The following is a 14,502-nucleotide window of genomic DNA, read 5'->3' as shown; positions in this document are numbered from 1 at the left end:
ACTATATAATAAACTCAGGCTGAGAATAATCAGTCTGAGTTTATCTATGACGTTTGTAATTTCAGAATTACTTTATTTTGACGAACATGCTTTAATGAAAGCTCTGAACAAAGGATGCGGTGTTGCAACCGTACTCTTATATTCAGGGTGATATTGTACTCCAACGTAGAAAGGATGATCAGGCATTTCTAATGCTTCTACCAATCCTGTTTCCGGGTTTCTACCTGTTGCAAGGAAACCGTTAGATTCAAATTCTCCGATGTAATCACTATTGAATTCATATCGGTGACGATGTCTTTCGGTAATATTTTTCGCTCCATAAATATCGTTTAATTTTGAACCGTTTTTCAAAGTACACTTCCAGGCTCCCAAACGCATTGTCCCCCCTTTGTCTACAACATTTTTCTGTTCTTCCATTAATGAAATAACAGGATGTTGTGTAGAAGTATCAAATTCCATTGAGTTTGCTTTAGAATATCCAAGAACATTTCTTGCAAATTCTACAGTCATAATCTGCATACCCAGACAAATTCCCAACATTGGAACTTTATTTTCTCTTGCATATTGAGCGGTAAGGATTTTTCCTTCAATTCCTCTGTCTCCAAATCCTGGTGCAACCAAAATACCAGAAACCCCGTCTAAAGATTCCTTAATATTTTCTTTGGTTAAATCTCCACTGTAAACCCATCTTACTTTTACTTCAGTTTCCAAATCTGCACCTGCATGTTTGAAAGCTTCAGCAATTGAAATATATGAATCCTGAAGAGAAACGTATTTTCCAACCAAAGCAATCTCTACAGTTTTCTTAGGATTCTGGAATTTCTTCAGGAAAGTTTTCCAGTCTTTTAAGTCTGCTTCTTTATCACTTTTCAGATCCAATTCTTTAAGAACTACATCATCAAAGTTTTGTTTCTGAAGGTACATCGGAACTTCATAAATAGTTTCCAGATCTTTACATTCAATCACATTATCCAAAGGAACATTACAGAACTGAGCCAGTTTTGCTCTCTGATCTTTCGGGATTTTATGTTCGGTACGGCAAACCAAAACATCCGCCATAATTCCGCTTTCCATCAACTGACGAACAGAATGTTGAGAAGGTTTTGTTTTTAATTCTCCACTTGAAGCCAAATATGGTAACAATGTTAAGTGAATGACCATAGAATTATTTTCACCTAACTCCCATTTCAACTGGCGAACAGTTTCGATGTATGGTAAAGACTCAATATCCCCAACAGTTCCACCGATCTCTGTAATGATGATATCGTAGTTCTGTTTAGATAAAATTTTAATTCTACGCTTGATTTCGTTTGTAATGTGAGGAATTACCTGTACTGTTTTTCCAAGGAAATCTCCTTTTCTTTCTTTTTCAATAACAGTCTGATAGATTTTCCCTGTGGTAACGTTGTTGTTTTGAGAAGTTGGCGCATCAAGATAACGCTCGTAGTGACCTAAATCCAGATCCGTCTCCGCACCATCTTCGGTTACATAGCATTCTCCGTGTTCATAAGGGTTTAATGTTCCTGGATCGATGTTAATATAAGGATCCAGTTTTTGGATGGTTACATTAAAGCCGCGCGATTTTAGCAGAAGCCCCAGAGAAGCAGAAACGATTCCCTTTCCCAAAGATGAAGTTACACCTCCTGTCACAAAGATGTACTTTGTATTCTTTTTACTCATTAGATTAGGTTTGTGCAAAGTTAGGGGAAAAAGAAATGCAAAGCAATTTTGTTTCCCTTTTAAATTTTGAATTTAAGTTTATTTTAATCGAAAAGCCTATGATTAATAAGAAAAAAGGCTTCCCAAAAAAACTTTGAGAAACCTTCACCTAAACCAAATTATATATATGAAAATTATTGTTTTACCAATTCAAAATATGCATTTACCTCAACATCTTTTGCAACACCAGCCCCTGTTGGATCATATTTTATATTGTAATCTAGACGATTTATTGTAAACTTTGCCTGTAATCCCGCAACTTCTTGACCTTTCTGGTTTTTTGTAATCCCACCAAAAGTAACCGGAATACTAATTTCTTTAGTTACATCTTTAATCGTCAATTTACCCTTTAAAGTATAATTATTGCCTTTTTCTTTTGTAAAAGCCCCACTTTGAAAACGTATTTCAGGAAATTTTTCAGCATTAAAGAAATCTGCACTCTTTAAGTGATCATCTCTCATATCAACGCCTGTATTTATAAATCCAGTCATTACCACAAAATTGAAGTAACCATTATCTAAATTAGCACTCGGAGACTCTACATCACCTTTGAATCTATCAAATCTTCCCTGTACGAAACTAATCCCCATATGTTTAATACTGAAGTTGATTGATGAGTGTGCCTGATCAACAGACCAAGCAGTCTGTGCAAAAGTAAATATGCTTACCAGAGCAAAAGCAAAACTTAATACTATTTTTTTCATTTTTAAAATTTATATTGACAAATATAGACAGTATATTTTTATTAAGTGTTGACCTATGATAAGATATAAAATTAAAGCATATTTTCATAATTTTACATCATGGCAAAACTCAAAACAGCATACTTCTGTCAGAATTGCGGTTCACAATACCCTCAATGGACAGGACAGTGTAAAAACTGCGGTGAATGGAATACTTTAGTGGAAGAAGTCGTAGAAAAAACCACATCTAAAACTCCTCCTTTTTCAAAATCGAAACAACACGTCATCAATATTATAGAAGTTGAAGCGATTGAAGAACCCAGAATAAAAACTCCTTCTGATGAGCTAAACCGGGTTTTGGGAGGAGGAATTGTTTTAGGTTCTGTTACATTAATCGGTGGTGAACCCGGAATCGGAAAGTCGACATTGCTTCTTCAGCTTGCTTTGAAAATGAAGAAGAAAATCTTCTACGTTTCAGGTGAAGAAAGTGCTTCACAGATTAAAATGAGAGCCGACCGTTTAGCGGAAATTAAAAATCCGAACTGTTTTCTATACACTGAAACCAATTTGGAAAAAATTCTTCACGAAGCAAAAAAGCTGGAGCCCGATTTTGTAATTATTGATTCTATTCAGACTTTACAATCGCAATTAATTGAAAGTTCGCCAGGAACCGTTTCCCAAATCCGAGAATGTTCTAATGAAATTATTAAATACGCCAAAGAGAACAATGTTCCTGTATTTTTAGTGGGTCACATTACGAAAGACGGACAAATTGCCGGTCCGAAAGTTTTGGAGCACATGGTTGATGTTGTTTTAAATTTCGACGGAGACAGAAATCATCTTTTCAGACTTTTAAGAGCTAATAAAAACCGTTTTGGTTCAACTTCAGAAATCGGAATTTATGAAATGATTTCACAAGGTTTAAAGGAAATTAAAAATCCATCAGAAATTTTAATTACTAAAAAATCAGAAGAGCTTTCCGGAAATTCTGTTGCCGTAACTTTAGAAGGAAACCGACCGATGCTTTTAGAAATTCAGGCTTTGGTAAGTACAGCTGTTTATGGAACACCACAAAGAAGCTGCACCGGTTTTGATTCAAAAAGATTAAATATGCTCTTGGCTGTTTTAGAAAAAAGAGCAGGTTTTCAGTTAGGAGCCAAAGACGTTTTTCTGAATATCACAGGTGGAATTAAAACTGACGATCCCGCTTTGGATTTGGCGGTTGTTGCCTCAATTCTTTCTTCCAATGAAGACATCGCCATCTCAGAACATTATTGTTTTGCCGGCGAAATAGGTTTAAGTGGAGAAATTCGTCCGATTGCGCAGGCTGAGCAGAGAATTACAGAAGCAGAAAAATTGGGCTATGAAAAGATTTTTATTTCTAACTTAAATAAACTTCCAAAAAGAAAATTCGCAATCAAGATTGAAGAAGTGAGTAAGGTTGAAGATTTCCATGAGAGATTATTTTAATTAAAAAAGATTCTCCTGATGAATTCTAAATGTGTATTATTGACAAATGAAATTAATTACTATTTTACAATTCGAAGTATATTAATATCTTTAAGCAATGAACTATCTCGCTCACTCTTTTCTCTCTTTTTCTGACGGACAGATTGTCGGGCAGTTTCTTGAAGATCACATCCGAAACAAGCAGCGTTTTTCTTTCCCAAAAGACATTCAGGACGGAATCACGATGCACAGAGCGATTGATACTTTTACCGATGCTCACCCTGCGATTCATGAGGCAAAAAAAGTTTTTAGTCCTCTTGTGAGACTGTATTCAGGAGCTTTTGTGGATGTTTCGATGGATTATTTTCTTGCAACCGATTTTTCTCAAAATTCTTTGCCGGGCTGGAAAAACCATTCACTGAATGTTTATAAAGTTTTAAATGAAAATCTGGAATATTTTCCTGAAAATTTCAGAAGAATGCTGGAGAAAATGGAATATGATGACTGGCTATATAATTATCGTGAAGATTGGGGAATAAAATTCAGCATGCAGAATGTTTTGAATAAAGCGAAATATTTAGATAAAGATATTCCTGTTTTTCAGGCTTTTTTAGATCATAAAGATATTTTGCAGAAATGTTATGATGATTTTTTTCCTGATTTATTAGCTCATGCAAAAGCTGAGAATGCTCTTTTACAGTTAGAGATGTAATTTAAAACTGCTGAAACAAATAACGATTAGGATACGTAAGTTTTTCACTTTTCCGATTTCCGTTAACAACAATATGAACCAAATTAATCTGATCATCAAACAAATTGTATAAAAAGCTTACCGCAGCCTCCACTTTTTGAGGATTAGAAACAGATTCAGATTCAAGATAAATATTCACCGATTCATTATCCTCTTCATATCCGATAAAATTTACTTTTGTGAATTGATTGTTGGTTTTCAGTTTAAAATACTCTGAACTGTAATTTTTCAGAGACTCATTAAGTTGGGTTTTGTATTTTGGGTCATTAAAACGAAAAGGTTTTCCGTATTTTTTTGATAATCCGTTTTCTAAATCATCCAAAAAAAATCTTCCGGTAATCTCAAAGTTTTTAGATTTCGAATTGTAATTGATTTCTACCGAACCAACATGATAAGGGTGCTTTCCACTGAATGAAACGATAAAAAAAAGGGAAATAATAAAGAAGACAAAATATTTTTTCATTTCAGCAGGTCGATAATTTTTTCAGGATTTTGTCTCATATCAAAGAATAGAAGAACTTTTATCTGGTTTTCCTTTTCTTTTCGGAAGTACATTCTGATGTGTCTCTTGCCAATGAGAGCACTTCTTGTACTGTTAATTGATTTTTGAAACATAAAATACTTTCCGGCTATCAATTGATTAACAATACTCTCAGTATCTCGCACAAAAACATTAATTTCTTTTTGAGTCCATACTTCAGAAAGAAACCAAAGTATATCTTCATAGGTTCTTTCAGCTACTTTCGTGAATATAACTCGCATACTTTTTTTCTGGCATTCTCAAAAAATTCTTCTGAAGATATACAGTCGTCCTCTTTTACATAATCCGCATACTTTTCAATCGCCTCAAATACATGAGCAGGAACACCTTCTATCATTTCATACTCTTCTTCTCCCTGCACAGAAACCGACTTCACCCCTTTTAATTTCTCTAAAAGCTGTTTGATAAACGCAAAGTCCTCAGAATTTTCCAATTCTATATTAACAATCATGACGTTGAAATTTATACAAAGTTAAAATAAATTTTGTATCATCGCATTTCCTAAAAAATATTAGAAATGCAGGACTTTTTATTTTATCTGAATCTCGGCTGGGAACACATTATTTCGATAGATGCGCTTGACCATCAACTTTTTGTACTCGCTTTAATTGCCATTTACTCTTACAGTGACTGGAAGAAAATCTTGGTTTTGGTAACGGCTTTTACGATCGGTCATTCCGTAACTTTAGCATTGAGTATCTTGGATATTGTGAGAGTTCCTTCCGCTTGGGTTGAATTTCTGATTCCTTTGACGATTGTTTTAACCGCACTCGGAAATATTTTAACGAAAAACAAAAAGCAGTCACAGAATAAAACCAATTATTATTTAGCATTATTTTTCGGATTGATTCACGGAATGGGATTTGCCAACACTGCAAGAATCATGATTGCTAAAAGTCAGAGTATCGCATTGCCACTTTTAGGATTTAATATTGGTCTGGAAGTCGGTCAAATTATGATTGTTCTGATAATATTAGTTTTACTTTTTATTCTTTTAAATATATTCAAAGTCAATAAAAAAGACTGGGTTTTATTTGTTTCATCGGGTGTCTTTGCATTGTCACTGAAAATGACTTTAGAGAGACTGCCATTCTAAAAAAATCTGCTATATTTTCAACGAGTTATTATTATATTTGAAGATTATTAAATCATCCGAAATGAAATTTACAATTTCTGCACTTTCAGTTCTATTCTTTACAAGCGCTTTTGCTCAAAATATTCAAAACAATCCGGGAAGCAATCACGGAAACCGATTTGAACAGTTGGGAACAATTCTTCCTACGCCAAATGTTTACAGAACTGCTTCAGGAGCTCCAGGACAAGCATATTGGCAAAACAGAGCCGACTATGACATCACGGCTTATCTGGATGAAGACAAAAGAAATCTGAAGGGTTCGGAAACCGTTACGTATCACAACAATTCTCCTGATGATCTGGATTATATTTGGCTACAGCTGGACGAAAACCAGCAGTCAACAGTAAAAAAAGCAGATTACCCGTTCTCTTCTACCCTTCCGAAATCTTTGAATGACCAGCAGCTGAAAGTTTCAGAACTGCCTGTAAAAGATAATGGTTATGGTGTAAATCTTGAAAAAGTGACGGATGCATCAGGAAACCCGTTGAAATATACAGTCAACAAAACGATGATGCGCATCGATTTACCTAAAGTTTTAAAGAAAGGCGAAAAATTCATTTTTAAAATCGACTGGAATTATAATATTCCGAACCGAATAAAAATGGGAGGTCGTGGTGGTTATGAAAATTTCGCAGAAGACGGCAACGATTTATACACGATTACCCAATGGTTTCCGAGAATGTGTGTGTACAGCGATTTTCAGGGATGGCAGAATCATCAGTTTACAGGAAGGGGCGAATTTGCTTTGGTTTTCGGAAACTATAAAGTTTCGATGAACGTTCCTGCAGATCATGTAATTGGCGGAACGGGAGAATGTAAAAATTACGAACAGGTTTTAACATCAGAACAATTAGCGAGATATAAAAAAGCTCAGACCTCAAATGAACCTGTAGAAATTGTGACTTTGGAAGAGGCTAAAAAAGCAGAAAAAAATCATTCTAAACAGAGAAAAACATGGATTTTTGAAGCAAAAGATGTGAGAGATTTTGCATGGACTGCTTCCAGAAAATTCGTTTGGGATGCGATGGGCGTTACCATTCCTGAAAACAACAATAAAGTAATGGCGATGAGCTTCTATCCGAAAGAAGCTTATGGTTTATATAGAAAATATTCTACGAAAGCCGTTGCGCACACGATAAAAACCTATTCAGAATTCACAATACCTTATCCATATCCGGTGGCGCAATCAGTAGAAGCTTCCAACGGAATGGAATATCCGATGATTTGTTTCAATTTCGGGAGAACAGAAAAAGACGGAACCTATTCTGAAGGGGTAAAAAACGGAATGATCGGGGTAATTATTCATGAAGTGGGACACAACTTTTTCCCGATGATTATCAATTCAGACGAGAGACAATGGAGCTGGATGGATGAAGGTTTAAATACCTTTACCGAATATTTAACGGAAGAAAAATGGGACAATAAATTCCCTTCAAAACGTGGCCCGGCCTGGACGATCGTTGATTACATGAAACTTCCGAAAGACCAGCTTGAACCGATTATGAGTAATTCTGAAAATATTATTCAGTTTGGTCCGAATGCTTATGCAAAACCTGCTACAGGTTTAAATATTCTTCGTGAAACCATTATGGGAAGAGAGCTTTTCGATAAAGCTTTTAAAACGTATTCTAAAAGATGGGCTTTCAAACATCCTGAACCTGCAGATTTTTTCAGAACCATGGAAGATGCAAGCGGTGAAGATTTAGACTGGTTCTGGAGAGGCTGGTTTTACGGTACAGATCCTGTAGATATTGCTATCGATAAAGTAACCGTTGCCAATCCTGATTTTGAAGTTGCTAACTTTTCAAACGACACCAAATACAAAGTGGAAAAACCTTTGCAAAATGAGTTTGAAGACATCTCAAAAATCAGAAACAGAGAAGATAAAACGATCAGTTTTGAAGTAGAAAAAGACAAAGATCTTCAGGATTTTTATTACCGTTACGACAGGGGCCAGGAAAAAGTGGATACCAATAAAGAATACACTTTAAAATCTGAACCGAATGTTGCTTTAGACAAAAAAGAGCAGGAAAAATTAAAAAACATCAACGCTTATCAAATTGATTTTGTAAATAAAGGAGGTTTGGTAATGCCAATTATTCTTGAATTCACTTTTGAAGACGGTTCAAAATTAAGAGATAAATCTTCTGCACAGATATGGAGACATAATGAAAAGAAAGTTTCGAAGACTTTCTATTTTGATAAAAAATTAAAGTCAGTTCAGCTTGACCCAATGAGAGAAACGGCGGATATTGATACATCCAACAATTTCTGGAGCAACGACGGAGGCTCTTCTGAAATCTCAAGATTCCAGGTGTTTAAAGAAAAACAAAAAGCGGCAGTGAGAGGAGGTGCCAACGGAAAAGTAAACCCGATGCAGGCTGCAGGGAAGAAAAACTAAATTAATCTTCAGAATCAATTAATTTAATCATAAAACAAACTAATTAACCAACATGAAAAAACTTGCAGCTTTACTGTTGCTTATTGCGTCAACATCATCTTATTTTGCACAATCATTACAATTTTATACAGGTAAAAGAGATTTTTTACCTATCGAAATTCTCATGGAGGACGGAACTATAAAAACCGGATTCGCCCAGGATTTCATGCTTCCCGATGTCGCAACCTTTAGCTATTTGACCAAGAGTTCTGAAAAAAGTGCTAATTTAAACAGAAAGGAAGTGAAGTTCAAATCTTCCAAATCTGATACAACAGTACAGCTCATCTCTGTTTCGGATATTAAAAGCTTGATTTATACAAATGAAGACACTCAGGAAAAATTCCAGTTGGATAAACGTATTGTGAAAGAGATCGACAACAATATGGAGCTGGAATCTGAAGGAAGAGTATTAATGTTACCATTAATGGAAAAGGGAAAAATCAATCTTTACGGTTATAGAAGTATGTTTTGTAAGGCTGATTTCGGAGATAATTTTGCAGCAGGTTCCAATGCCAATAATGATGATTGCCAATTGCAGCACGTAATGATCTATCTGAGTAAGCCAGACGATAAAATTGCTGTTGCGCCCGTAGATTACAACAAGCTTACACCGCTGGATTTATTTAATATGAAATCTTTGTACAAGAAATTTTATAAAGCCTACGAGGTTGTAGGTGCCGACTGCCCTGAATTTTTGGCAAAAGTAGACGAAGCAAGAAAAAACGAATACTTCTCGAACAAAACATTTAAAGAGAACAAAAAAGCCGGTGAAGCTGCAAGAAAGGAAGAGATTGCAGGGAAAAAAGGTGCAGCGGCCGCCAAAATAAACATGAAATACAAAACAGATTTGTACATTAATATGTATAAAAAATTACTGAGGGATTACGACAGCTCTTGCCTATAAATTTTAAGTTCACTTACCAAAAGTGAACTTTTTTTCTGCCAATTTTTTAGCGTTTGGCTAAAAAATCTGACAAAATTTCAGCATCGGCTCCTTGGCACACAATTAGAGAATTTCAAGACAGAAATAATTAAAAAATTAAATATATTATGTCAGTAAACTTTAAACCATTAGCAGACAGAGTTTTGGTAGAACCAATCGCTGCAGAAACTAAGACAGCTTCAGGTATTATTATTCCGGACACCGCAAAAGAAAAACCACAGGAAGGTACGGTTGTGGCAGTTGGTCCAGGTAAAAAAGATGAGCCTACAACTGTAAAAGTGGGTGACAAAGTTCTTTATGGAAAATATTCAGGTTCTGAATTAAAATTGGAAGGAAAGGATTATTTAATTGTAAAAGAAGGAGATTTATTGGGAATAATTGGTTAATAGCTTTTTGCTTCTGGCAGATGGCTTTACAGCATTGAAAATAGTAAATGAGAGATTTTAAAAAATTTGAAGTTTGGCAACTGAGTCATCAATTAACTTTAAAAATTTATAAAACCAGTCAAAGTTTTCCAAAGGAAGAAATCTTCGGTTTAACCTCTCAAATCAGAAGATCATTTGCTTCTATCGGATATAATATTTCGGAAGGAAGCGGAAGAAATTCGGATAAAGAATTTGCTAATTTTATCAATATTGCGCTAGGATCGTCCAATGAAGCTGAAAACCAATTAATTCTTGCTAAAGATTTAGGTTACATTAATGAAAATGATTATCAAAATCATTTAAATGAATTAACTATCTTAAAAAAGAAGCTTGTAACGCTTTGGAACAGGCTTAACGGAAATTAAAATCAAATTATAAAATCAAAACCGCGAATTGCTAAAGCCAAAAGCTAAAAGCCATTCGCCAAAAGCTAAACAATATGGCAAAAGAAATAAAATTCGATATTGAATCAAGAGACGCTTTAAAAAGAGGTGTTGATGCATTGGCTAATGCAGTAAAAGTAACTTTAGGACCAAAAGGTAGAAACGTGGTAATCGAAAAATCTTTCGGTGCCCCTCACGTAACTAAAGACGGTGTTTCAGTTGCAAAAGAAATCGAACTTGAAGACAGAGTAGAAAACATGGGGGCACAAATGGTAAAAGAAGTTGCTTCCAAAACTAATGATATTGCAGGAGACGGTACGACTACCGCTACTGTTTTGGCACAGGCTATCGTAAGAGAAGGTCTTAAAAACGTAGCTGCAGGTGCAAATCCAATGGACTTGAAAAGAGGGATCGACAAAGCGGTAACTGCAGTTGTTGAAAACTTAAAAACTCAATCTCAGGCTGTTGGAGATTCTACAGATAAAGTAAAGCAAGTTGCTTCTGTATCTGCTAACAACGATGAAACAATTGGTGCTTTGATCGCTGAAGCTTTCGGAAAAGTAGGTAAAGAAGGAGTTATCACTGTAGAAGAAGCTAAAGGTATCGATACAACGGTTGATGTTGTAGAAGGTATGCAGTTTGACAGAGGGTACCAGTCACCATATTTCGTGACGAACCCTGAAAAAATGTTAGCTGAACTAGAAAATCCATACATCCTTTTAGTAGAGAAAAAAATCTCTTCAATGAAAGAATTGCTTCCTGTTCTTGAACCAATCGCTCAAGGTGGTAAGTCTTTATTAATTATCTCTGAAGAAGTTGAAGGTGAAGCTTTGGCAACTTTAGTGGTAAACAAATTGAGAGGTTCTCTTAAAATTGCTGCTGTAAAAGCGCCTGGATTTGGAGACAGAAGAAAAGCAATGTTGGAAGATATCGCAATCCTTACAGGTGGTACTGTTATTTCTGAAGAGCAAGGTTTCACAATGGAAAACATCACAATGGATATGTTGGGAACTGCTGAGAAAGTATCTATTGATAAAGACAACACGACGATCGTAAACGGTGGTGGTGAAGAAAGCAAAATCAAAGGTAGAGTGGCTCAGATCAAAGCTCAGATGGAGACTTCTACTTCTGATTATGATAAAGAAAAATTACAGGAAAGATTGGCTAAATTAGCTGGTGGTGTTGCAGTTCTTTACGTAGGTGCAGCTTCTGAAGTTGAAATGAAGGAGAAAAAAGACAGAGTGGATGATGCTCTTCACGCTACAAGAGCAGCAGTTGAAGAAGGTATCGTTGCTGGTGGTGGTGTTGCTTTGGTAAGAGCGATCGCTTCTTTGGAAAACCTTTCCGGATCAAACGCTGACGAAAATACAGGTATTAAAATCGTAAAAAGAGCAATCGAGGAGCCATTGAGACAAATCGTTGCCAACGCAGGTGGAGAAGGTTCCGTAATCGTTGCTAAAGTAGCAGAAGGAAGCGGAGACTTCGGATACAACGCTAAAACTGACGAATTCGTAAACATGCTTGAAGCAGGAATCATCGACCCAACTAAAGTAACAAGAGTTGCTCTTGAAAACGCAGCTTCTGTTTCTGGAATGCTTCTTACAACTGAATGTGTAATCACTGAAGTGAAGAGCGCAGAACCAGCTATGCCAATGGGTGGTGGAATGCCAGGAATGATGTAGTAGCGTCATTGCGAGGTACGAAGCAATCTCATCTTAAATATATAAACCGCTCAGAAAATCTGAGCGGTTTTAATTTAAATTGATAATTTAGTAAACTTATATTTACGTAAATTAAATTTATATAATATTAATTATCCAAACTAATAATCATATGGTGAAGAATTATTCTGAATTGACTAGATCACTAAACAAAGGTTTTTTACTAAACGAACAAGAATTAAAGCGTATAATAGATGTAATCTCAGAACAGTTTGATAAACTGGGAGAGAACAAAAAAGCAAAATATAATTACACTATTAAGAATTTTAATGGATTAGTTGAAGAGACTGATAATTTGGAGCATTTACTAAAATCAGAAAATATTGGAAACTCTCAAATTATCGAACTAATAATAATTGCGATATCTGAAGACGAAAGTAATTCAATTTTTTTGAAATTTTCTAATAACCTTTCTGATAGAAATGGTGAAGAAAGGGCTATAAAGTACACAATTAAGTCCGAAGAAAGAGATTGGGCCATTATTAGTAGTTCTTTAATTGATGATAGATTAAATCGTATTTCAAAAAATAACGTAACATCTCTTTTGATCAGAAGAATTATTGCAATTTTTATCGCAATTTTTATGATAAGTATGATAAGTTATGTAACCTTTATTTTAGGTGACAAAGATTCTAATAATAATATCACATTAAAAACTTTAAATAATATTGAAAAAAGTATAGCCAAAGGTACTGATTTGGATATTTTATCATCAATAGTAAAGATTGAAAAGAGTAAAATTGAAACACACAATTCAATGAGTTTGTCCAAATATATTTTAATGATTTTTGTACCTTTTTTATTACTAACACTTTTCGCTGAAGATTTACGAAAATTAACAAATCGATATTTTCCAAGTAGAATATTTTATTGGGGGGATTTTATCGAAAAATATGACAAAATGATAAGAAGAAGAAACTTTTTTTTAGGCTTTATTTTTATTACAATAGTAATTAGTATTATAATTAATTTATTTTCAAATTATTTATGGGAACGAGTTATAAATTAATTTAATGTATTTCCGCCAGCTACGCAAAGTCTCATGACTTTGTGCAATAATGATAAACAAAACCGCTCACATCCGAGCGGTTTTCCATTTCAAAACAAACTCAACATCACAGATTTCCAATCCATCACTTTTCCCTATATTTAAAACGTATTTTTCAACCCAAACCTCAACGCCCCGCTGCGCAAAGTCTCCCGACTTTGAGCAATGAACAACAAAAAAACCGCTTCCAACAAGCGGTTTTCACTTTTCCTGATGTGCCAAATTTCCAATCCACTACTTTTCCCTATATTTAAAACATATTTTTCAACCCAAACCTCCACACCCTTGAAAACAAAATTATTCCTCCTTTCACTTTTCGGTTTATGTTTAGCGAATGCGCAAACCTTAAACTTTAAACATCTTTCAGATATGTCTGTTCGCAGAGGAGCGATAACCAGTGCTATTGCAGATGGAAATATCTATGTGAGCAATGGGTATAAAGATTCGGATGGTAATGCCACTATTATTGAAAAATACAGTATTAAAGATAATCGTTGGAGTGTAATCAACTCTAGTCTGGTTCCTAAAAGATTCGCCAATTCAGAGACTTACGGTAATAAAATTTATGTTTTTAACGGTTGGGGAAACAGTCATCTTGAAATTATAGACCTTGAAACGCATCAAAAAACGAAAGGAGCTGTTAATCGTGCCTACACAGGAAATGCCGGTTCTGCCATACATAACGGAAAAATATATACGTTCGGAGGAAGTGGGCTAAACAATGCAGCAACCACAATATTTTCTGACAGATTCCAATACTATGACATTGCTTCAGATACATGGCATCCCTTACCGAATATGCCAACAGCCAAAGAAGCAAGAGGCAAAATTGTGAATGATAAGCTTTATGTGATTGGTGGTTTTAACGGTACATCCTCACGCCTTGTCAACGTGTTCGACCTCAATAAAAATGAGTGGACTGAGCAATACACGATGCCTGCAGCAATATCAGGTCATTCATTAGCGGTATCCGGTACTAAGATTTTTATTGCAGGTGGTTATAACAATCAAAATTTTTTGGCCTATTTTGATACAGAAACCAACAAGTTACATCAATTATCATCCAACATGATTCCCAGAAGACATGCTGCTGCGGAAATATATAACAATAAATTATACATCATGGGTGGAAGTACGGCATCTTCCACCAAATCAGCTATTAAAAGCATTCAGGTTGCAGATATTAGCGAAGAAGTGCTTTCCGCTCGTGACTAATCAAATTAAAAATGGATATTCATCAAAATAAGATACCGCTCTCTAATTA

At 35.1% G+C, this 14,502-nt stretch carries 15 protein-coding genes; 10 read left to right on the top strand and 5 right to left on the bottom strand.

From position 1 onward, the window contains the following. Positions 1 to 72 precede the first annotated feature (72 nt). Together ACR1PN_RS17020 and ACR1PN_RS17015 are read right to left on the bottom strand one after the other, a co-directional pair. Positions 73 to 1,680 (bottom strand): CTP synthase, encoded by a 1,608-nt coding sequence (locus ACR1PN_RS17020; protein ID WP_378182880.1) that lies wholly within the window; start codon positions 1,678 to 1,680, stop codon positions 73 to 75. A gap of 173 nt (positions 1,681 to 1,853) precedes the next feature. After that, on the bottom strand, positions 1,854 to 2,423 hold the full coding sequence (locus tag ACR1PN_RS17015) for a YceI family protein (protein WP_433980994.1): 570 nt from the start codon (positions 2,421 to 2,423) through the stop codon (positions 1,854 to 1,856). A gap of 99 nt (positions 2,424 to 2,522) precedes the next feature. Here ACR1PN_RS17015 and radA point away from each other — a divergent pair, with 99 nt between their 5' ends. After that, on the top strand, positions 2,523 to 3,872 hold the full coding sequence (radA, locus tag ACR1PN_RS17010) for a DNA repair protein RadA (RefSeq protein WP_433980993.1): 1,350 nt from the start codon (positions 2,523 to 2,525) through the stop codon (positions 3,870 to 3,872). Positions 3,873 to 3,969: 97 nt separating this feature from the next. Then, positions 3,970 to 4,563, top strand: coding sequence for an ACP phosphodiesterase (locus tag ACR1PN_RS17005; protein ID WP_433980992.1), 594 nt, complete (start codon positions 3,970 to 3,972; stop codon positions 4,561 to 4,563). Between the two features lies 1 nt (position 4,564). Here the strand turns inward: ACR1PN_RS17005 and ACR1PN_RS17000 are convergent, their stop codons facing one another. The 3 genes from ACR1PN_RS17000 to ACR1PN_RS16990 are packed head-to-tail and all read right to left on the bottom strand — an operon-like array spanning position 4,565 to position 5,594. Then, a complete protein-coding gene (locus tag ACR1PN_RS17000) occupies positions 4,565 to 5,065 on the bottom strand; it encodes a DUF6702 family protein (RefSeq protein WP_433980991.1) in 501 nt (166 codons plus the stop codon). After that, on the bottom strand, positions 5,062 to 5,364 hold the full coding sequence (locus tag ACR1PN_RS16995; RefSeq protein WP_433980990.1) for a hypothetical protein: 303 nt from the start codon (positions 5,362 to 5,364) through the stop codon (positions 5,062 to 5,064). The genes ACR1PN_RS17000 and ACR1PN_RS16995 overlap by 4 nt, the downstream gene beginning before the upstream one ends. Next, on the bottom strand, positions 5,340 to 5,594 hold the full coding sequence (locus tag ACR1PN_RS16990; RefSeq protein WP_433980989.1) for a hypothetical protein: 255 nt from the start codon (positions 5,592 to 5,594) through the stop codon (positions 5,340 to 5,342). Before ACR1PN_RS16990 ends, ACR1PN_RS16995 begins: the two co-directional genes overlap by 25 nt. A gap of 66 nt (positions 5,595 to 5,660) precedes the next feature. Here ACR1PN_RS16990 and ACR1PN_RS16985 point away from each other — a divergent pair, with 66 nt between their 5' ends. The 8 genes from ACR1PN_RS16985 to ACR1PN_RS16950 all read left to right on the top strand — a co-directional run bounded on the left by ACR1PN_RS16985 (position 5,661) and on the right by ACR1PN_RS16950 (position 14,453). Next, positions 5,661 to 6,239 carry a HupE/UreJ family protein gene (locus ACR1PN_RS16985; protein ID WP_433980988.1) on the top strand — a complete coding sequence of 193 codons (579 nt, stop codon included), beginning with the start codon at positions 5,661 to 5,663 and terminating at the stop codon, positions 6,237 to 6,239. A gap of 61 nt (positions 6,240 to 6,300) precedes the next feature. Continuing rightward, positions 6,301 to 8,679, top strand: coding sequence for a M1 family metallopeptidase (locus ACR1PN_RS16980; protein ID WP_433980987.1), 2,379 nt, complete (start codon positions 6,301 to 6,303; stop codon positions 8,677 to 8,679). 52 nt (positions 8,680 to 8,731) lie between these two features. Next, the gene (locus ACR1PN_RS16975; protein WP_433980986.1) at positions 8,732 to 9,622 is read left to right on the top strand and encodes a hypothetical protein; all 891 of its coding nucleotides are present in this window, start codon (positions 8,732 to 8,734) and stop codon (positions 9,620 to 9,622) included. A 146-nt stretch (positions 9,623 to 9,768) separates the two neighbouring features. Then, entirely contained in the window at positions 9,769 to 10,047 is a 279-nt protein-coding gene (locus ACR1PN_RS16970; protein WP_039369684.1) for a co-chaperone GroES, read from the top strand. 47 nt (positions 10,048 to 10,094) lie between these two features. Next, on the top strand, positions 10,095 to 10,451 hold the full coding sequence (locus ACR1PN_RS16965; RefSeq protein ID WP_433980985.1) for a four helix bundle protein: 357 nt from the start codon (positions 10,095 to 10,097) through the stop codon (positions 10,449 to 10,451). A gap of 74 nt (positions 10,452 to 10,525) precedes the next feature. Next, a complete protein-coding gene (gene groL / locus ACR1PN_RS16960; RefSeq protein ID WP_433980984.1) occupies positions 10,526 to 12,151 on the top strand; it encodes a chaperonin GroEL in 1,626 nt (541 codons plus the stop codon). 151 nt (positions 12,152 to 12,302) lie between these two features. Beyond that, positions 12,303 to 13,199, top strand: coding sequence for a hypothetical protein (locus ACR1PN_RS16955; RefSeq protein ID WP_433980983.1), 897 nt, complete (start codon positions 12,303 to 12,305; stop codon positions 13,197 to 13,199). Between the two features lie 324 nt (positions 13,200 to 13,523). Then, the gene (locus ACR1PN_RS16950) at positions 13,524 to 14,453 is read left to right on the top strand and encodes a Kelch repeat-containing protein (protein ID WP_433980982.1); all 930 of its coding nucleotides are present in this window, start codon (positions 13,524 to 13,526) and stop codon (positions 14,451 to 14,453) included. The last annotated feature ends 49 nt before the right edge of the window (positions 14,454 to 14,502 follow it).

The organism is Chryseobacterium sp. RLHN22, assembly GCF_051011795.1.
Lineage (GTDB): Bacteria > Bacteroidota > Bacteroidia > Flavobacteriales > Weeksellaceae > Chryseobacterium > Chryseobacterium zhengzhouense.
The sequence above is the reverse complement of the archived record's forward strand: the minus strand, read 5'-3'. Positions and strand labels throughout refer to the sequence as shown.

Bases quoted from the DNA above. Each gene is read 5' to 3' on its own strand.
- ACR1PN_RS17020 (WP_378182880.1), bottom strand. From the start codon at position 1,680: ATGAGTAAAAAGAATACAAAGTACATCTTTGTGACAGGAGGTGTAACT.
- ACR1PN_RS17015 (WP_433980994.1), bottom strand. From the start codon at position 2,423: ATGAAAAAAATAGTATTAAGTTTTGCTTTTGCTCTGGTAAGCATATTT.
- radA (WP_433980993.1), top strand. From the start codon at position 2,523: ATGGCAAAACTCAAAACAGCATACTTCTGTCAGAATTGCGGTTCACAA.
- ACR1PN_RS17005 (WP_433980992.1), top strand. From the start codon at position 3,970: ATGAACTATCTCGCTCACTCTTTTCTCTCTTTTTCTGACGGACAGATT.
- ACR1PN_RS17000 (WP_433980991.1), bottom strand. From the start codon at position 5,065: ATGAAAAAATATTTTGTCTTCTTTATTATTTCCCTTTTTTTTATCGTT.
- ACR1PN_RS16995 (WP_433980990.1), bottom strand. From the start codon at position 5,364: ATGCGAGTTATATTCACGAAAGTAGCTGAAAGAACCTATGAAGATATA.
- ACR1PN_RS16990 (WP_433980989.1), bottom strand. From the start codon at position 5,594: ATGATTGTTAATATAGAATTGGAAAATTCTGAGGACTTTGCGTTTATC.
- ACR1PN_RS16985 (WP_433980988.1), top strand. From the start codon at position 5,661: ATGCAGGACTTTTTATTTTATCTGAATCTCGGCTGGGAACACATTATT.
- ACR1PN_RS16980 (WP_433980987.1), top strand. From the start codon at position 6,301: ATGAAATTTACAATTTCTGCACTTTCAGTTCTATTCTTTACAAGCGCT.
- ACR1PN_RS16975 (WP_433980986.1), top strand. From the start codon at position 8,732: ATGAAAAAACTTGCAGCTTTACTGTTGCTTATTGCGTCAACATCATCT.
- ACR1PN_RS16970 (WP_039369684.1), top strand. From the start codon at position 9,769: ATGTCAGTAAACTTTAAACCATTAGCAGACAGAGTTTTGGTAGAACCA.
- ACR1PN_RS16965 (WP_433980985.1), top strand. From the start codon at position 10,095: ATGAGAGATTTTAAAAAATTTGAAGTTTGGCAACTGAGTCATCAATTA.
- groL (WP_433980984.1), top strand. From the start codon at position 10,526: ATGGCAAAAGAAATAAAATTCGATATTGAATCAAGAGACGCTTTAAAA.
- ACR1PN_RS16955 (WP_433980983.1), top strand. From the start codon at position 12,303: ATGGTGAAGAATTATTCTGAATTGACTAGATCACTAAACAAAGGTTTT.